Origin of the sequence: Lentzea sp. HUAS12 (assembly GCF_024125735.1) — a bacterium.
Taxonomy (GTDB): domain Bacteria; phylum Actinomycetota; class Actinomycetes; order Mycobacteriales; family Pseudonocardiaceae; genus Lentzea; species Lentzea albida.
On the sequence record NZ_CP099738.1, the window covers coordinates 2,717,088 to 2,735,107 of the forward strand.

The 18,020-nt window shown below is 72.1% G+C and carries 17 protein-coding genes; 6 read left to right on the forward strand and 11 right to left on the reverse strand.

The features are described 5' to 3' along the window. Window positions 1-32: 32 nt before the first annotated feature. Complete coding sequence (locus ND450_RS12020; RefSeq protein ID WP_253326222.1) at window positions 33-428, reverse strand: hypothetical protein; 396 nt, start codon at window positions 426-428, stop codon at window positions 33-35. A 241-nt stretch (window positions 429-669) separates the two neighbouring features. Between ND450_RS12020 and ND450_RS12025 the strand changes: the two genes are divergently transcribed. Continuing rightward, window positions 670-3,393, forward strand: a complete 2,724-nt coding sequence (locus ND450_RS12025; protein WP_253326223.1) for a LuxR family transcriptional regulator — start codon at window positions 670-672, stop codon at window positions 3,391-3,393. 90 nt (window positions 3,394-3,483) lie between these two features. Further along, window positions 3,484-4,236, forward strand: coding sequence for an SDR family NAD(P)-dependent oxidoreductase (locus tag ND450_RS12030; protein WP_253326224.1), 753 nt, complete (start codon window positions 3,484-3,486; stop codon window positions 4,234-4,236). 218 nt (window positions 4,237-4,454) lie between these two features. Here ND450_RS12030 and ND450_RS12035 read toward each other — a convergent pair whose 3' ends face one another. Continuing rightward, window positions 4,455-4,835: a hypothetical protein gene (locus tag ND450_RS12035; RefSeq protein ID WP_253326225.1), complete on the reverse strand. Its 381-nt coding sequence runs from the start codon at window positions 4,833-4,835 to the stop codon at window positions 4,455-4,457. 87 nt (window positions 4,836-4,922) lie between these two features. Between ND450_RS12035 and ND450_RS12040 the strand changes: the two genes are divergently transcribed. Both ND450_RS12040 and ND450_RS12045 read left to right on the forward strand, forming a co-directional pair. After that, window positions 4,923-5,912 carry a YbdK family carboxylate-amine ligase gene (locus ND450_RS12040; RefSeq protein WP_253326226.1) on the forward strand — a complete coding sequence of 330 codons (990 nt, stop codon included), beginning with the start codon at window positions 4,923-4,925 and terminating at the stop codon, window positions 5,910-5,912. 7 nt (window positions 5,913-5,919) lie between these two features. Further along, window positions 5,920-6,906, forward strand: coding sequence for an iron-containing redox enzyme family protein (locus ND450_RS12045; RefSeq protein WP_253326227.1), 987 nt, complete (start codon window positions 5,920-5,922; stop codon window positions 6,904-6,906). On the opposite strand, the gene ND450_RS12050 is transcribed toward ND450_RS12045, so the two are convergent. Further along, the gene (locus ND450_RS12050; protein ID WP_253326228.1) at window positions 6,850-7,221 is read right to left on the reverse strand and encodes a DUF6292 family protein; all 372 of its coding nucleotides are present in this window, start codon (window positions 7,219-7,221) and stop codon (window positions 6,850-6,852) included. The genes ND450_RS12045 and ND450_RS12050 overlap by 57 nt on opposite strands. 164 nt (window positions 7,222-7,385) lie before the next feature. On the opposite strand from ND450_RS12050, the gene ND450_RS12055 reads away from it, so the two are divergent. Then, window positions 7,386-8,576, forward strand: a complete 1,191-nt coding sequence (locus ND450_RS12055) for a zinc-dependent alcohol dehydrogenase (protein ID WP_253326229.1) — start codon at window positions 7,386-7,388, stop codon at window positions 8,574-8,576. Window positions 8,577-8,639: 63 nt separating this feature from the next. Here the strand turns inward: ND450_RS12055 and ND450_RS12060 are convergent, their stop codons facing one another. The 8 genes from ND450_RS12060 to ND450_RS12095 all read right to left on the reverse strand — a co-directional run bounded on the left by ND450_RS12060 (window position 8,640) and on the right by ND450_RS12095 (window position 15,643). After that, complete coding sequence (locus ND450_RS12060) at window positions 8,640-9,026, reverse strand: ATP-binding protein (protein ID WP_253326230.1); 387 nt, start codon at window positions 9,024-9,026, stop codon at window positions 8,640-8,642. Then, a complete protein-coding gene (locus ND450_RS12065; protein ID WP_253326231.1) occupies window positions 9,023-10,591 on the reverse strand; it encodes a fused response regulator/phosphatase in 1,569 nt (522 codons plus the stop codon). The genes ND450_RS12060 and ND450_RS12065 overlap by 4 nt, the downstream gene beginning before the upstream one ends. Then, a complete protein-coding gene (locus ND450_RS12070) occupies window positions 10,588-12,318 on the reverse strand; it encodes a hybrid sensor histidine kinase/response regulator (RefSeq protein ID WP_253326232.1) in 1,731 nt (576 codons plus the stop codon). Before ND450_RS12070 ends, ND450_RS12065 begins: the two co-directional genes overlap by 4 nt. After that, complete coding sequence (locus tag ND450_RS12075; RefSeq protein WP_253327901.1) at window positions 12,315-13,343, reverse strand: ATP-binding SpoIIE family protein phosphatase; 1,029 nt, start codon at window positions 13,341-13,343, stop codon at window positions 12,315-12,317. The genes ND450_RS12070 and ND450_RS12075 overlap by 4 nt, the downstream gene beginning before the upstream one ends. Then, window positions 13,340-13,753 (reverse strand): anti-sigma regulatory factor, encoded by a 414-nt coding sequence (locus ND450_RS12080; RefSeq protein WP_089918180.1) that lies wholly within the window; start codon window positions 13,751-13,753, stop codon window positions 13,340-13,342. The genes ND450_RS12075 and ND450_RS12080 overlap by 4 nt, the downstream gene beginning before the upstream one ends. After that, window positions 13,753-14,121 (reverse strand): STAS domain-containing protein, encoded by a 369-nt coding sequence (locus tag ND450_RS12085; RefSeq protein ID WP_253326233.1) that lies wholly within the window; start codon window positions 14,119-14,121, stop codon window positions 13,753-13,755. The genes ND450_RS12080 and ND450_RS12085 overlap by 1 nt, the downstream gene beginning before the upstream one ends. After that, window positions 14,121-14,969 (reverse strand): STAS domain-containing protein, encoded by an 849-nt coding sequence (locus ND450_RS12090; RefSeq protein ID WP_253326234.1) that lies wholly within the window; start codon window positions 14,967-14,969, stop codon window positions 14,121-14,123. The genes ND450_RS12085 and ND450_RS12090 overlap by 1 nt, the downstream gene beginning before the upstream one ends. Before the next feature lie 314 nt (window positions 14,970-15,283). After that, complete coding sequence (locus ND450_RS12095; protein ID WP_253326235.1) at window positions 15,284-15,643, reverse strand: hypothetical protein; 360 nt, start codon at window positions 15,641-15,643, stop codon at window positions 15,284-15,286. A 111-nt stretch (window positions 15,644-15,754) separates the two neighbouring features. Here ND450_RS12095 and ND450_RS12100 point away from each other — a divergent pair, with 111 nt between their 5' ends. Then, window positions 15,755-18,013: a catalase gene (locus ND450_RS12100; RefSeq protein ID WP_253326236.1), complete on the forward strand. Its 2,259-nt coding sequence runs from the start codon at window positions 15,755-15,757 to the stop codon at window positions 18,011-18,013. Window positions 18,014-18,020 lie beyond the last annotated feature (7 nt).

The following is an 18,020-nucleotide window of genomic DNA, read 5'->3' on the forward strand; positions in this document are numbered from 1 at the left end:
GGACCCCCCGGTCCCCGTACGCCCCTTGGTACTCAGCGCCGCGAGATACCAAACCCACAGCAGAGAACAACACCCGATCGGCCCAGCTGACCGGGGCACTCAATGCCTCCAGGCTGGCCACCGAGGCCCGCCGCGCCGGCCACGACGCTGACCTCGGCGGCGAGTCGTTCGCCTGCCCACAGCTTCCGCGCAGCGGTGTTCAGCGACTTGGTGACGGGGCCGATGGCCACGCCGAGCTGCTCGCGCAGCGTCTCCGCCGGCGCGCTGCCCTCGTGCTCGACCAGGGCCCGAACCAGCTGCGCCGCCTGCGGGGTCGCCGCCTGCAGCACCTCGACGGCGAGATCGACCGTCCACCCCGGATCGTGCGGCTCGTCCGGCGTCTGCGCGGCCGGTTCGACGGGCCGGACCAGCTGCCGGGCGGTGACCACGACGCCCGCGCTGGTCAGCGTCCGCAGCAGGTCGCTGGCGCACCGGTAGCACCACCGCGCCGCGACGTGCTCGGACCTGGCCGCGGTCCGGCGCTCCTGTTCGCCGCTGTCCCTCTCCGTCTTTCGTCACCGCGACGTGCTCGGACCGCGCCGGTCCGGGCGTCTCGGCGGTGCCGGCTCCGGGCCCTCGCCCGCCACCACCGCCCGACGAGACGTCCGGGACACGGCTTAGGCTCTCGCCATGCTGGTCGGCCGGGACGGTGAACGGGACCACGTCGAGCGGGCGCTGGGGCGGGCGTCGGGCGGTCGCAGCGCGGCGCTGGTCGTCCGGGGCGAGGCGGGGATCGGCAAGTCGGCGTTGCTCGACCACGCGGTGGCCGCGGCGGACGGGATGCGGGTCCTGCGAGGTGTCGGGATCGAGTCCGAGGCGGAACTGGCGTTCGGCGCGCTGCACCTCCTGCTGTACCCGTACCTCGACCGGCTCGACCTGCTGCCCGGACCGCAGGCCGACGCGCTGCGCGGTGCGTTCGGCTTGAGCAGCGACACGGCGACGACGCCGTTCCTGATCGGTGCGGCGACCTTGACGCTGCTCGCGGAGCTGGCCTCGGAGCGGCCGTTGTTGTGCGTGGTCGACGACGCGCAGTGGCTCGACCGGGGGTCGTCGGACGCGTTGCTGTTCGCCGCGCGGCGGTTCCAGGCGGATCCGGTCGTGATGCTGTTCGCGGTCCGCGACACGGCGGTGCCGTTCCCGACGCCGGGCATCGAGGAGCTGCGCCTGCAGCACCTGTCGCCGGAGGCGGCGGCCGGTCTGCTCGACGAGTGCAGCCCGGGGCTGACGGCGCCGATGCGGGCGCGGGTGCTGGAGGAGTCGGGCGGCAATCCGCTGGCGTTGCTGGAACTCGGCGCGGCGAGGCTGGCCGCGCAGCGCGAGGGGCGGGCCGAACCGGCGCACCAGGTCGGGCCGCTGCCGGTCACGCGCCGGGTGCAGGACGCGTTCCGCGCGCAGGTCGTGGGCCTGCCGCCGGCGTGCCAGTCGATCCTGCTGGTCGCCGCCGCCGACCGGTTCGCCGGGATGGAGACGGTGCTGCGGGTGGCCCGTGCGGTCGGCGCGGACGTCTCCGACCTGGACGCGGCCGAACGCGCGGGGCTGATCAGCGTGGCGGACGGCGAGCTCGCGTTCCGGCACCCGCTCGTGCGGGCCGCCGCCTACCAGTGCGCCACGCACCACCAGCGGATCGCGGTGCACCGGGCGTTCGCCGAGGCGCTCGCGACCCCGGAGGTGCTGGACCGCCGCGCCTGGCACCTGGCCGCCGCCACGACCGAGCCGGACGAGGCCGTGGCCGCCGAGCTCGAACGGACCGCGTTGCGCGCCGAACGCCGTGGTGGCGCGATGGCCGTGTCCGCCGCGTACGACCGCGCGGGACGCCTGAGCGTGGACCCGGAGCTCAAGGCGAGGCGCATCGCCAAGGCCGCGCTCGCCGCCTACGACGCGGGCAAGCCCGACCGCGCGGCACGACTGGCCGTCGAGGTCACCTCGCTCACCGGTGATCCGGCCGTGGTCGCCGACGTGACGCTGCTGCGCGGCCAGATCGAGTACGAGCGGGAGTCGCCAGGGGCGGACGCGGCGCTGGCGTGCGAGGCTGCGCGGCTCGTCCTCGACAGCGACCCCGAACGTGCTCTCGTGATGCTGACGGAGATGGCCTGCGCGAGCCGGGACGCGGGCGCGCTGCACCTGCTCGCCGAGAGCGGCCGGCTCATGGCACGGCTGCGGCTGGAACCCGGCTCGCGCGCCAGGGCGTCCGCCGACGCGCAGATCAGCTGGGGCGACCTGCTGAGCGGCAGGCCGGAGCGCGCCGCCGGTCCGTTGCGCGCGATGGTGGAGATCGGCCGGCTGCCCGGCGAGCACACGATGCACCGGGTCGTGGCCGGGTTCAGCGGCCTGATGCTGGCCGACGACCGGGCGACCGCCGCGGTGATGGAGGCGATGCTGGCCGAGGTGCGCGCCGGCGGTGCGCTGACCTGGATCCCCTACGCGCAGGAGGTCCTGGCGTTCGCCGAGATGTTGCGCGGCGACTTCCTCGGCGCGCAGACGGCCCTGGCCGAGGCGGTGGCGCTCAGCCGCGAGTTCGGGATGGACACGGAGGTCGCGGTGCTGCGGGCGGCGTCCGTGTGGCTGGCCGCGGTGCGGGGCGACGAGGAGCACTGCCGTTCGGTGGCCGCGGAGGTGCTGCCGTTCCTCGACGGACGGCACGCCGTCGGCACCGCGCTCGTGTTCTGGGGTCTCGGCCTCCTGGACCTCGCCGCCGGGCGGTACGGGGCGGCGTTCGACGCGCTGCACACCGTCTGCACCGGCCCGGCCCGGTACGACTTCCTGATCCGCGCGGTCCCGGACCTGGTCGAGGCCTGCGTGCGGGACGGCGACCCGGACCGCGTCACCGAGCAGCTCGCGGGGTTCGAGCGGTGGGCGGCGCACGTGAACAGTCCGGTCGCGACGGCACTGCTGCGGCGCTGCCAGGCGATGGTCGAGGACTCCGAGGAGCACTACCGCGCGGCGCTGGACCTGCACGCCCTGCACGGCGGCCGGTTCGACCAGGCCCGGACGCAGCTGCTGCACGGCGAATGGCTGCGCCGGCGACGCCGCCGCGGCGAGGCGCGCACCCAACTGACCGCCGCCCTGGCCGGCTTCACGCGGCTGGGAGCGCCCGCGTGGGAGGCACGCGCCCGCACCGAACTGACCGCGCTCGGCGAACGCCCGTCGCTCGACCCGGTGGCCGACGACGTCCTGAGGAACCTGACCCCGCAGGAGGTGCAGGTCGTCCGGCTGGCCGCGGCGGGCCTGAGCAACAAGGAGATCGGCGCGCAGCTGTTCCTGAGCCCGCGCACGATCGGCCACCACCTGTACCGCGCCTACCCCAAGCTCGGCGTCACCCGACGGATCGAACTCGCGCAGCTCGGCCTCGGATGACTTACCCGGCCGGTCTGACGCCAGTCACGTGACCGATGTGGACCCCGGCCTCCGGCCCCTAGCTTCTCCAGCAACGAATAGGAGAGCACCATGTTGCTGGAGAACAAGACCGCGGTGATCTACGGGGGCGGCGGCTCGATCGGCGGCGCGATGGCCGACGCCTTCGCCGCCGAGGGCGCGCGCGTGTTCCTGGCCGGCAGGACGCCCGCGAAGCTCGAGGCCGTGGCGGAACGCATCCGCGCCGCGGGCGGCCAGGCCGAGACCGCGGTCGTCGACGCCACCGACGCGGCCGCCGTGAACGACCACGTCGACGCCGTCGTCGAGAAGACCGGCAGCGTCGACGTGTCGGTGAACGTCATCACCGGCGAGGGCAACTTCCAGCCGCTGTCGGACATCCCGGTGGACGCCCTCGCCGGCGCCGTCGCCAGGGCCCTCACCACCCAGCTGATCACCACCAGGGCCGCCGCCCGCCACATGGTGAAGCAGGAGTCGGGCGTGCTGCTGTTCTTCGGCGGCTCCGACCCCGCGAACGCGATGGCGGGCATGGGCAACGTGCAGGTCGGCTTCGACGCCGTCGAGTCGTTGCGCCGCCAGTGGGCCGTGGAGCTCGCACCGCACGGCGTGCGCACGGTGACGCTGCTGACCGGGGGCATCGTCGACACGTTCCCGGACATCCCGGAGATGGAGGGGCCGCGGCAGGGCATCATCGACAGCTCACCTCTGAAGCGGGCCGCGACCATGTCCGACGTGGGGGCCGTGGCCGCGTTCGTGGCTTCGGAGAAGGGGCGGAGCATCACGTCGACGCAGGTGAACATCTCGGTGGGGGCCTGTTACGGCGGCTGACGGGCCGAGGCCCGGGGGCGGGCGCGTGGTGCGCACCTCGAGCCGGGTCCGGCAGGGCGGGCGAGACCCGGCCGGCCCGCCGGACCTCGCTCCCGGTTCACCCCGCGCGGCGGCAGCGCGTCCCCACGTCGTCCTCGTGAGGCTCGCGGAACACGTCCGGCGGCCACCCGCCGGATCGCGCAGCCACGTCTGGTGCGAGGTCGTCCAGCACGACTCCCTCAGTCGTCGTACGCCTCCGCGCTGCGCCGCTGCCGCTCGCGCTTCAGCTCCTTCTCGAACACGTGCCGCTGCCCGTCCGCGAGGTCGTCCCGGACGGCGCGCTCCACCTCGCGGAACACCTCGTAGTACATGTCGTCGTACTCCTCGACGACCTGGAACGTCCACCGGCCCGGCAGGACGTTGCGGCCGAGGAGCTCCCGTTGCACGCGCTTCGCGTGGTCGGGGTGTCCTGCTTCGCGCAGCAGGGTGATGGCGTCGCCCAGCTCGAAGTCCGCAGTGCCGGTGAGCTGGTGGAACGAGTACAGGTGGCCGCGGGCCCGTTCGGTGGTCTCGAGGGCCTTGCGCAGCTTGCCGAGCGCCTCGGTCGTCTTGTCGTCCATGCCGATCCGAATACCCCGGGGCGGTTCGTCTCTACCGGCGGCGGGTAACCGGGGCGGCAACGTTCCGACGAAGACCGGAGATGGCGCTTGCCTGACGCGTGTGCCGACACCGTTGGCGTCGAAGAAGAGTTCCTGCTCGTCGATCCCGCTTCCCGGCGGACCGTGTTGCGCGCGAACGCCGTTCTCACGCGCCTGCGGGACACGGAGCTGACCAAGTTCCACGCGGAGCTGGCCGCCACGCAGGTGGAAGCGGCGACCGGGCCGTGCACCACCATGGACGAGCTCCGGCGGGCACTGGCCCTGGCACGGGGGTCGGTCGCCGCGGCCGCCGAGGCCGAGGGTCTGGAACTGCTCTCCCGCGGCACGCCGACCAAGGCGGCGAACCGCCCGGTGGTGACGAACGGCGCGCGGTACCACCGCGTTCTCGACACGTATGCGGGTGTCATCGAGGACTACGAGGCCTCCGGGTGCCACGTGCACGTCGGCGTCCCCGACCGGGAGACGGCGGTGGCGGTGGTGAACCACCTCAGGCCCTGGCTGCCGACGCTGCTCGCGCTCTCCGCCAACTCCCCCGACCACGGCTACGCGAGCTGGCGGATGGTGCTGCAGTCGCGGTTCCCGGGTTCCGGGGTGCCGCCGCTGTTCGCGGACGCCGCCGACTACGACGCGCAGGTCGCGCGGATGGTCGCGTGCGGGACGCTGGTGGACTCCGCGCAGTCGTTCTGGCTGCTGCGCCTGGCCTCGAAGTTCCCCACGGTGGAGTTCCGGGCCGCCGACGCCGCCGCCTCGGTCGACGACGCGGTCCTGCAGGCGGCGCTGTCGCGCGCTCTCGTGCACGCGGCGAACGAGGACGTGCAACGCGGCAACGAACCTCCCGCGGTCCGGGACGACGTGCTCGCCGCCGCCGTGTGGACCGCCTCGCGGTACGGCATCGACGGCGTCGGCGTCGACCCGTGGCGCGAGTGCCGGGTGCCCGCCACCGCCGTGCTGGAGGACCTCGTGAAGCACGTGACCCCGGCGCTGGAGGAACGCGGGGAGCTGGAACTGGTGCATCAGTTGCTCGCCCAGCGGGTATGACCCCCGAGTGCACCTTCCCTCACCTCGTGGCCCGCTGTCCGAACAGGTCGTCGCCGCACTGAGCGGCGACCCGGACGGGCGCCCGATCGCGTTCACGGCCGCCGATCCGTACGGCGAGGACCTCACCATCGCCCTGCACACGCTGTACGAACTGCACTACCGCGGTTTCGACGGCGTGAACCCGGAGTGGGAGTGGGACCCGGAACTGCTGCGGCTGCGCGCCCAGGCCGAACGCGTCTTCCTGGACGCCCTGCGGTCCGATGTGGACGGCGGCGACGACCTCGACGCCGAGCTCGGGGCGTTGCTGGTGGAGCACGTCCCCGGCAACGGCGTCTCGCACCACCTGCGCGACCACGGGACCTGGGAGCAGATGTGCGAGTACTTCGCGCACCGCTCGGTCTATCACCACAAGGAGGCGGACCCGCACGCGTGGGTGATCCCCCGGCTGCACGGCCGGGCGAAGGCAGCTCTGGTGGCGGTGGAGTTCGACGAGTTCGGCGGCGGCAAGGCCGACCGGATGCACTCCCGCCTCTACGCCGACCTGCTCGACGGCGCGGGGATGTCGTCGGAGTACCTGCACTACCTCGACGACGTGCCGGCGCCCGCCATCGCGATCGTCAACATGATGTCGCTGTTCGGCCTGCACCGGTCGCTGCGGGGCGCCCTGGTCGGCCACTTCGCCGCCGCCGAGATCACCACCGCGCCGAGCGCCCAGCGGATGGCGCAGGCGTTGACGCGCCTGGAGGCCGACCCGCGCTGCGCCGAGTTCTTCACCGAGCACATCGAGGCCGACGCCGTGCACGAGCAGATCATGCGCAACGACGTCATCGGCTCCTTGCTGGAGCAGGAACCGGGTCTCCGGGCCGACGTCGTGTTCGGCATCCAGGCGACCGAGCACCTGGAGTCACGCCTCGCGAACCACCTGCTGTCGGCCTGGTCAGCTGACGAGTCGTCGCTGCGCACCCGTCTGCGGTGGCCGGCGCCGCAGCACTGACCGGACCCATCGCGCGACCGCGGCGGGCGACTGCCGCGGTCCGGCGAGCCGGTCGATCACCACGAGGGAGCCGTCCGCCGGGTTCTCCGCGGCCACGGACCAGCCGTCGTCCTGGGCCCACAGCAACGCCACGTCGTGATCGGGGAAGCCCGGCACCCGGCCGTCCACCGCCACGTACGCGTTCCAGGAGCCGTCGACGTGGTCGAGGTAGCCGTAGCCGGAGAGCCCTGCGGCGTCGAGGACGTCGTCCACGTACCGGCGCAGCCTGCGGGCCGTGTCGTCTGAGTCGAAGTGGAAACCGGTCTGCACGCTCATCAGTCCACCGCCATCGCACGCAGGAGCTCGAAGCGCCGACTGCTTGACGTAAGGCAGACCTACCCCGGGCCTGGCCACGCGAAACGGAATCCGCGCCGGGTTTGTCAGGAGATCACCAGGGCACCCGACGACCATCCCCAGCAGCCGGTCGAAGTGGAGCGACGATGAAGGCGGTCACCTGGCACGGCAAGCGCGACGTCCGCGTGGACGCGGTGCCGGACCCCGGGATCGAGACGCCGACGGACGCGGTCATCCGCGTCACGTCGACCGGCGTGTGCAGTTCGGACCTGCACCTCTACGAGGTCCTCGGCCCGTTCATGACCGAGGGCGACGTGCTGGGCCACGAACCGATGGGCGTCGTCGAGGAGGTCGGCGCCGAGGTCACCTCGCTCAAGCCCGGTGACCGGGTGGTCGTGCCGTTCAACATCTCCTGCGGCCACTGCTTCATGTGCGACCGCGGCCTGCAGTCGCAGTGCGAGACCACCCAGGTCACCGACCAGGGCAAGGGCGCCGCGCTGTTCGGCTACACCAGGCTCTACGGCCGGGTGCCGGGCGGGCAGGCCGAGTACCTGCGGGTGCCGCAAGCGCACTACGGGCCGATCAAGGTCCCGGACGGCCCGCCGGACGACCGGTTCGTCTACCTCTCCGACGTGCTGCCGACCGCCTGGCAGGCCGTCCAGTACGCCGAGATCCCGCGGGGCGGCTCGGTCGTGGTCTTCGGCCTCGGCCCGATCGGCCAGATGAGCGCCCGCATCGCCCTGCACCGGGGCGCCGGCCTGGTCATCGGCGTCGACCTCGTGCAGGAACGCCTCGCCCGTGCCGAAGCGCGGGGCGTGACCGTGCTCGACACCCGCGACCACGACGACATCGGTGCCGCGATCCGCGAACTCACCGGCGGCCGGGGCGCGGACTCCGTCATCGACGCGGTGGGCATGGAGGCGCACGGCGCCCCGGTCGCCCGGATCGCCCACAACCTGGTCGCCGCACTGCCCAGGGCGGCCGGCGCGCTGCTCACCGAGAAGGCGGGCATCGACCGGCTCAGCGTGTTGTACGCCGCCATCGACGCCGTGCGGCGCGGCGGCACCATCTCGCTGTCCGGCGTGTACGGCGGCATGATCGACCCGATGCCCATGATGGAGCTGTTCGACAAGCAGATCCGGCTGCACATGGGCCAGGCGAACGTCCGCCGCTGGGTCGACGACATCGTGCCGCTGCTCACCGGCTCCGACGACCCCCTGGGTGTGGACGACTTCGCGACGCACCGGCTGCCGCTCGAGGACGCGCCGCGGGCGTACGAGATGTTCCAGAAGAAGCAGAACGGCGCGCAGAAGATCCTGCTGCAGCCGTCGGGCTGACGGAACGGGCGCGGTGGCCGGCTCGGTGGTGCGGGCAGGCCATCGCGCGCCGTGTTCCCCGCCTCACCCCGTGCAGTCGACCACCGCGTACACCGTCTTGCCCTCGGCACCGCGCGGCCTGCTGCCCCACTGCCGCGAGATGTTGTCCACCACCACGATCCCGCGGCCGCGGTTCTCGCCCAGGCGCGACCGGCCGTAGACCGGTTCGGTCGCCGACTCGTCGTCCACCTCGACGATCACCGCGCACGGGTCCTGGCCGTGCAGGATCCTCAGGTGGCCGGTGCTCGACGGGGTGTGGTCGAGGACGTTGCTCACCAGCTCGGTCACGACCAGCTGCACGTCGTAGAGGTGGTCCTCCCCCAGTTCGCCCAGCGCCTTCGTGACGTCGCGCCGCAACGACGACATCGACATGCCCGGCCGCACCGGCATGTCGACCACCAGGGCGGTCACGCGAGCCGTCGCAGCAGAAGCAGGGCGATGTCGTCCTGCTTGCCCCGGCCCAGCTCGTCCAGGAGCCGGTCGGCGAGGACGTCCATGTCCTCCGTGTTCGACACGGTCGCGCGCAGCTTCTCCATGCCCTCGTCCAGGTCGACGCCCCGTCGTTCGACGAGGCCGTCGGTCGTCAGCAGCACGGTCGTGCCCCGCGGCAACGGCATCTCGGTGGCCTCCGGCCTGTCCAACCCGATGCCCAGCAACGGGCCGTGGACCGGGACGTAGCGGGCACCCTCGTCGTCCACGACCAACGGGGGCACGTGGCCCGCGTTCGCGACGGCCATCGTGCCCGCCTCCGGGTCGACCTGCAGAAGGCACATGGTGGTCAGGCCGCCCGTCGGGTGGAAGCGTTCGAGCAGGGTGTCGACCCTGCGCAGGATCTCGGCGGGCCGGTGCCCCTCGACGGCGTAGGCGCGCAGGGTGTGGCGCACCTCGGCCATCACCGTCGCGGCCTCGATGGAGTGACCGCAGACGTCGCCGATGGCGATGAGCACGTGACCGTCGAGCTCGATCACGTCGTAGAAGTCGCCGCCGATCTCGGCGTTGCTCGACGCGGGCACGTACCGGGCCGTCATCGGCAGCTCCGGGAGGCTCGGCAACGTCCTCGGCAGCAGGCTGCGCTGCAACGTGAGCGCGAGCGAGTGCTCCTCGGCGAACGTGTGCAGGCCCTCCGCGGCCAGTGCCGTGGCCTGGGCGAGCTGGCGCAGCAGGTTGCGGTCGTCGTCGGTGCGCACGGCCCAGGGCCCCACGGCGATGCCGATCGGCGGCCTGCGCGGCTTCGTGCGCGCGAGCACGGCCACGGCGGGTTTCGTCGGGTGCCACGGCACGTCGGCCTCGTCCACCACCACGACACCGACACCGGGGTTGAGCGCGGTCATCCACTGTTCGACGTCGGCGCTGTCCGGGCGCGCCAGGGCCTCGGGCTGCCGGGCGCCGACCGTCGCGACGCGGACGTCGCCGGACGGAGAGGTGAGCACCGCGGTCGCCTGCGTGTCGAGCACGTCCGCCGCCCCGATCGCGGCCGCCTCGACCAGCGCGCCGAACGTCGTCGCCGCGTTGATCGCGAACGTGGCCGTGGCGAGACGGGTCAGCCTGGCGGCCAGGTGCTCGGCGAGCGCACGGGCGCGGTGGTAGCGCAGCGCCGCCTCGACGTTGGCCAGCAGCTCGCCGGGGTCGACCGGTTCGGTCAGGTACGCGTCGGCGCCGCGGGTCAGGCCGGTGACCTTGTCCTCGGGCTCGATGTAGGTCGCCGAGAGCATCACCACGGGGATCGAGCTCGTGCGCGGGTCGGCCTTGATGCGCTCGGTGACGTCGTAGCCGCTCATGTCCGGCAGGTGCACGTCGAGCAGCACGAGGTCGAACGACTCGGACTCGATCGCGACGAGCGCCTCGGCCGCCGTGGTCGCCTCGACCACCGTGTGGCCGCTGCGGCGCAGCCAGCTGCAGGCGATGAACCTGCTGGCCTCCAGGTCGTCCACCACGAGGACCCTCGCCGGTCCGCCACCCATGGCTGTCGGGTTCATCGGAGGTCCGTTCTTCGCGCCGTGAGCTGTGCGTCCCTGATCGCACGGCCCACCGTTTCCGGGGAGATCCGCGCCTCGTGCAGCATGGCCGCGCCGAGGCTGTGCACGCTGCGGGCGAGACCGCCGGGGTCGTCGCCGCACACGATGACCACTGGTACCCCGGCCAGCTCCGGGTCAAGCCTCAACGCGGACAACACGGCGCTGCCGCTCATCAGCGGAGTGCTCGCGCCCACCAGGAGCAGGTCAGGGCGCCGCTCCTTGACGATGTTCAGGGCGCTGCGGCCGTCCTGCGTCTCGACGACCTCGGTGGCGATGCCCGCGAGCGCGCCGCGCAGCTCCTCGCGGCACTTCTCGTCGTCGTCCGCGATCACCGCGCACGCGACCGGCGTGGGCTGGACGGACTCGTCGTCCGCGATCGGCAGGGTGAGCACGACCTCGGTGCCCTCACCGGGGTTGCTGCTCAGCGTCAGGCTCCCGCCGAGGATCTCGGCGAGCTTGCGCGCGTAGGACAGGCCGAGGCCGGTACCGCTCGCGCCTACCTGCAGCGCGTTCGGAACCTGGTAGAACTCCTCGAACACCTTGTCCTGCTCCTCCGCCGGGATCCCGATGCCGGTGTCGGTGACCACGAACCGGACCTCGTCGGGACCGGGGCCGAGGTCGGCGGTGAACCGGATCTCGCCGTGCTTGGTGAACTTCACCGCGTTGGACAGCACGTTGCGCAGGATCCGCACGAGCATCGTCTCGTCGGTGACCAGCGGCCGCAGCTCGGGCAGGTCCCCGACCACCAGCTCCACGTCGCCGGAGCGCAGCATCGGCCGGACCGCCGAGCGCAGCTGGGTGATCACGTAGTCGAGCGCGACGGGCGCCATCCGCGGCCGGAGGCTGCCAGACTCGGCCTTCGCGGTGTCGAGGAGCTCGTTGACCAGCGCGAGCAGCGTCGCCGCCGACTCGTTGATCAGGTCGACGTGGTGGCGCTGGTCGTCGGTCATGGGGTCGCTGCCGGGACCGCCGAGCAGGCGGGTCAGGCCGACGACGGAGTTGATCGGGGCGCGCAGCTCGTGGCTGATGTTGGACCAGAACCGGATGCGCGCGGCGGCCGCGTCCTTCAGCTCCGCGGACTTGGCGTCGAGCTCCGCGTACAGCGCGACCACGCCCTGGTTCGTGGTCTCGAGCTCCTCGGACAGCTCCTGGTAGAGCGCGACGACGCCGCGGTTGGTCTCCTCCAGCTCGTCGTTGAGCCGCTCCAGCTCCTTGCTCTTCACCTCGAGGTTCTCGAGCGTCTCGAGGAGCTCCTGGTTCTGCGCGCGCAGCTCGTCGAGGGCGGAGGTGCCGGTGGTGGTCTCGCGCAGGTCGCCGAGCAGGTCCTGGTCGAGCACGATCCCCTGCGGCACGTTCTTCACCAGCGTCACGCCGGTGCTGGTCATGACCAGGGCGTTCATCAACCGCCGGGCGGTGTCCCAGCCCGGGCCCGAGCCCGACACGACGGCCTGCCAGCTCAGTTCGACCAGCAGCGCGGGGGCCGGCGCGCGCCGCATCCGGAACACCGCGGTCGTGCTCACGTCCTGGCGCACCAGCTCCCGGCCGACGTCGCTCAGCGCCGTCGCCACCCTGACCTGGTCCTGGCCGTCGAGGCCGACCGCCGCCGCGACCTGGCGACCACGCTGACGGAGCAGGAACACGTCCCGCTCGTCGCTGATCGCCAGCCGCAGCAGCTCCGACGGTGTCATGCCGGTCTGGCCACGAGCACGCAGGCGTCGTCGTTGCGCACTCCCGCCTCCCTCAGCAACGTGGCGGCGATGAGCACGGGCTCGTCGACGGCCAGGTCGCTGCCGTGGTCGGCGCCCCACCGCTCGGTCAGACCGTCGGAGTGCATCACCACGACCGCCCGCTCCGGCAGCGGGTAGTCGAACGTGCGGATCGTGCGCGCCTGGTGGCCCGCCACACCGGGCACCGAGATCATGCCCTGCTTGCGGCCGTCGGCGAGGACCGCGGCACCGATGTTGCCGAGGCCGCAGTAGCGGACCGTCCTCGCGACGAGGTCGATGTCGGCGACGGCGACCGCGCCGCCGCGGGTGCCGCGCAACGCCGTGTGCAGGTGCTGGACCATCTGCTCGGGCGGCAGGAAGGGCTGCTCGCGGAACAGCCGCACCGCCGCGTCGGACGCCGAGGCCGCCAGCGGCCCGTGCCCGGACCCGTCGCACATCATCAGAGTCATCCGGTTCGTGCCGTGGGAGAACGCGTACGCGTCACCGCACACGTCCTCGCCGCCGATCGGCCTGGTCAGCCCCGCCGCGTTCTCCACACCCCACTCGGGCGCCCAGTCGGCCCGGGGCGCGAACCGGGCCACCAGCGCGGTGCCCTGGCCGGGACGCGACGTCATCGAGCAGCTCGACGACAACCGCGCCACGGCACCGAGTCCGACGCCGAGGGTGCCCGTCGTGGACTGCCCGTCCTGCCAGGCGAGCGCCATGTCGGCGATGCCCGGCCCGCGGTCGATCGCCACGACCTCGACGGCCGCGTCCTGTTCGCCGCGCACGGAACGGATCACGACCACGCCGTGCCGGGCGTGCTTGTGCAGGTTCGTGCCGATCTCGGTGACCGCGAGCCCGATCTCCGCCGTGCGGGCCGCCTCGAAGCCGAGCTTCTCGGCGAGTGCCGTGGCCGTGCGCCGGATCCTGCCGACCTGGGCGGTCTCCTCGACCGGCAGCCAGGCCTCGTCGCGCACCAGCGGCAGGCAGTTCGCGGTGGTCATCTCTTCCACTTGGTCACCGTCACGACCGTTCCGCGCCCGACCTCGGTGTCGAGGTCGAACTGGTCCACCAGGCGGCGGGCACCGCTCAGGCCGAGCCCGAGACCGCTGCCGCTGCTCCAGCCGTCGGCGAGGGCCAGGGTGAGGTCCGGGATGCCGGGCCCCTCGTCGTGGAACGACGCGCGCACGCCGGCGCGGCGGCCGTCGTTCACCTCTTCGACGCGGGCGAACCCTCCCCCGCCGTAGATCAGCGTGTTGCGGGCGAGCTCACTGGCGGCGGTGACCAGCTTCGTCTGGTCCACGAGCGACAGCTTGGTCTGCTGGGCGTACGCGCGCACGAGCTGGCGCACGCGCACCACGTCGTCGTCTCCACTGATGGGAACCTGTTCCGGCCCCTCGGACCGGGGCGGCATCAGGTGGTCCGTCCGCGACCGAGCTGCCCCAGAATCTTCATACCGCGTTCGAGGTCGAGGGCCGTGCGCACGCCACCGAGCGTGAGACCCAGTTCCACCAGTGTGATCGCCACGGCCGGACGCATGCCGACGACGACCGTGTCCGCGTCGAACAGCCGCGAGATGGACGCGATCGTGGCGAACATCCGCCCGATGAACGAGTCGACGATCTCCACCGCGGAGATGTCGATCACCACGCCGTGGGCACCGGTCGAGCTGATCTTCTCGGCCAGGTCCTCCTGCAGCGCCAGCACGCTCTGGTCCTGCAGGTCGATCTGGATGGAGACGAGCAGGATGCCGCCGATCTTGAGAATCGGGACGCGCTCCATCAGCGCACCTCGCGCTGCACGACGTCGACGCCGTCACGGCGCAGCGCGTACCGCAGCGCGTCGGCGAGCGAGGCCTTGGTCATGATGTCGCCGAACTCGATGCCCAGCGCCACGATGGTCTGCGCGATCTGCGGCCGGATGCCCGACACGATGCACTCGGCGCCCATGAGCCGGGCCGCGACGACCGTCTTGAGCAGGTGCTGCGCGACCTGCGTGTCGACGGCGAACACACCGGTGATGTCGATGATCGCGTGCTCGGACCCGGTCTCCACCAGCGCCTCGAGCAGCTTCTCCATCACGACCTGGGTGCGCGCGGAGTCGAGTGTGCCGACCAGCGGCACCGCGAGCACGCCCTCCCAGATCTTCACCACGGGGGTCGTGAGTTCCAGCAGCTGCTCGGACTGCTCGCGGATGATCTCCTCGCGGGCCTGCGCGTAGAACTCGAACGTCAGCAGCCCCAGCGCGTCCAGCAGCCCGGAGAACGCCATGAGCTGCCGGAAGATCTGCGGGTCCTCCTCGTTCTCGGCGAGGTCGAAGACCTCCCGCTTGAGCGAGAAGATGCTCGACGCGGTCTCCGACGGCGTGAACCCGGCCCGCACCCTGGCGCGCGAATACTCGTCCAGGAACGACCGGATCTCACCGAACGCCGGCGAGCCCGTGTCCTTGCCGTCGTTGCCGACGAGCGGCAGCAGCACGTCGTAGAACTCCCGGAAGTCGCTTTCGAGCTCCGTCTTCGTCGCACGTCCGCGCAGCAGGGCCGCGACCGCGTCCACCCACCTGCCGATCAGTGAGTCGGCGTTGGTCCGCAACAGTTCGGTCAGGCGCTGGGCGTGCCCTGCGTCGGTCACTCAAGTCTCCTAGGCAGTCGAAACGGCTGGACGAGCGACGGTACCGACCGCCGCTGTGCAGCAGGATCATGCGCCGACTGCTTGACGTGTGCACCTGCTGGCGTCGAAGCCTACAGGCGAAGATCCGCCGGGATGACACAGCAGGTGGCCGTGCCGAGCTGCTGTGACACACCGCTCACGACGTTGTTCGGAACGTGGTGAGCGGGCGGCGGTGGGACGCGGGGCGGGACGGTGGCGGGAGGGGTGGCGAGGCGCCTCGCCGGACGCGGTCCACCGTGCCGGCCATCACCTGAGGCCCCCTACCGCCCACCGCACTACGCCCACCGCAGCGACACCGCGCACAACCCCGCCCAGAACAGCGCGAACGCCACCACCTTCTTGCGGGCCACCGGATCGGGCAGCGTCAGCCCGAACACCAGCGCGTCCGCGGTGTCCGACGCGACCCGCGCCGCCACCGCCGTCCGCAGCGCCGGACCGGGAGGCGCGAACACCATCGCCGTCCCGATCGCCGCGTCCCGAGCGCCGATGGCCCCGATCAGGGTGCGCACGGGCCGTGACACATCACCTGTCGGGGTGGTGAGGCCGCACGGCTTCGCGAGCACCTTGGGGGCGGCGATGATCGTGCCGCTGTACGCGGCGGTGGCCGCGCCCAGCAAGCGGGTCAGCGTGAACATGGGGCCTCCTGAGCCTCTCGGAATCGGTGCCGGAGTACCCGGATCAACGACGCATATCCGGTGAAGTCGCGGGTACTGCCTTCTCAGACGTTGACCCCCGAGGAGGACGCAGTGGCAACCCACAAGCCGGGCAAGCTCGTGAAGGCGGCGCTCGAAAAGGCGGTGGACAAGGTCACCGAACTGGTGAACCCGCCGATCCCGGGCGCGCCGAACAGCGAGCCGCCGTCGCTCGAGGAGCCGACGGAACCTCGCGGGCCGCTGCCGCCCAAGCCCGACCAGGACGCGCCGGAGACGGTGTCGCCCACGGGCGCGCCGACCGGTGCCCCGAAGATCGCGAACGCCCAGCAGGGCGAGTTCCTCACCACGTCGGCCGGCACTCGGCTCTACGACACCGACCACTCGCTGAAGGCCGGCGAGCGCGGCCCGACGCTGTTGCAGGACCACCACTTGCGCGAGAAGGTCATGCACTTCGACCACGAACGCATTCCGGAGCGCGTGGTGCACGCACGTGGCTATGGCGCGCACGGCGTCTTCGTCGGTTACGGCACGGCGGCGAACGTCTGCAAGTCCGCCTTCCTGGGCGACGGCGTGGAGACGCCCGTGTTCGTGCGGTTCTCGACCGTGCTGGGGTCGCGCGGGTCGGCCGACACCGTGCGCGACACCCGCGGGTTCGCGACGAAGTTCTACACCCAGGAGGGCAACTTCGACCTGGTGGGCAACAACATCCCGGTCTTCTTCATCCAGGACGGGATCAAGTTCCCCGACGTCATCCACGCCGGCAAGCCGCACCCGGACCGCGAGATCCCGCAGGCGCAGAGCGCGCACGACACGTTCTGGGACTTCGTCTCCACGCACACCGAGGCGACGCACCACGTCATGTGGAACATGTCCGACCGCGGCATCCCCCGCTCCTACCGCACGATGGAGGGCTTCGGCGTCCACACGTTCCGCCTCGTGAACGCCGAGGGCGGGACGGCGCTCGCGAAGTTCCACTGGAAGCCGAAGCTGGGCGTGCACTCCCTGGTGTGGGAGGAGGCTCAGATGATCAACGGTATCGACCCGGACTTCCACCGCCGCGACCTCGCCGACGCCATCGAGTCCGGCGCGTACCCGCAGTGGGAGCTCGGCCTGCAGCTCTTCCCGGACACGCCGAAGCAGACCTTCGAGGGCATCGACCTGCTCGACCCGACGAAGATCGTGCCCGAGGAGCTCGCGCCGGTGCAGCCGGTCGGCATGCTCACGCTCAACCGCAACACGACGAACTACTTCGCCGAGACCGAGCAGGTCGCGTTCCACCTCGGGAACCTGGTGCCGGGCATCGACGTCACCGACGACCCGCTGTTCCAGGCGCGGCTGTTCTCCTACCTCGACACGCAGCTGTCGAGGCTCGCCGGCCCGAACTTCAACCAGATCCCGATCAACCGCCCGCACGTGCCGGTCAACGACATGCTGCGCGACGGGTTCCACCAGCACGCGGTGCACGGGGGTGTGGCGCCCTACCGGCCGAACACGCTCGACGGCGGCAACCCGTTCGTCGCGAAGGCGGAGGACCGGCCGTTCGTCGAGGTGGCGCAGCCGTTGCCGAGGGCGGTGAAGGTCCGGCAGTCGCCCGCGTCGTTCGCGGACCACTTCACGCAGCCGCGGCTGTTCTGGCTGAGCCTCACGCCGGTCGAGAAGGAACACGTCGTGCGCGCGTTCACCTTCGAGCTCGGCAAGTGCTACGAGCAGGCCATCAAGGAACGCCAGCTCGCGGTATTGGCCAACGTCGACCCGACGCTGTGCGCGGAGGTGGCGAAGGGTCTCGGCCTGCCGGTGCCGAGCACCGCGGCCCGGCCGAGGAAGGTCACGCCGAGCCCCGCCCTGTCCCAGATCGGGCAGACCTGGCCGACCGACGGGCGCATCATCGGCATCGTCGTCGACCCGGCGGACCTCGACGGCGTCCGGACCGTCCGCGAGACGATCCTGGCGGGCGGCATGGTGCCGTTGCTGATCGCGCCGACCGGCGGGCCGATCGGGGACAGCGGCCTGGTCGCCCAGCGCACGTTCCTCACCGCGCGCTCGGTCGAGTTCGACGCGCTGCTGCTCGCGGGCAGCCCGCCTCCCGGTCCCGACGCGGTGCCCGCGAGGGACGCGAAGGCCGGTGCGCCCGGTGCCGCCGTCGACCCGCGGGTGGTCCTGATGATCCAGGAGTGCTTCCGGCACGCCAAGGGCATCGGCGCCTGGGGAGCCGGCCGCGCCGCCGTGGAGGCCGCCGGGTGCACGGGTGCGGGCGTGGTGCTGGGCGACGACGCGTCGAAGGTGCTCGCCGAGGCCACCGAACTGCTGAAGCTGCACCGGGTGTGGGACCGCTTCCCCGCGACGATCGCGTGAGGGGCCC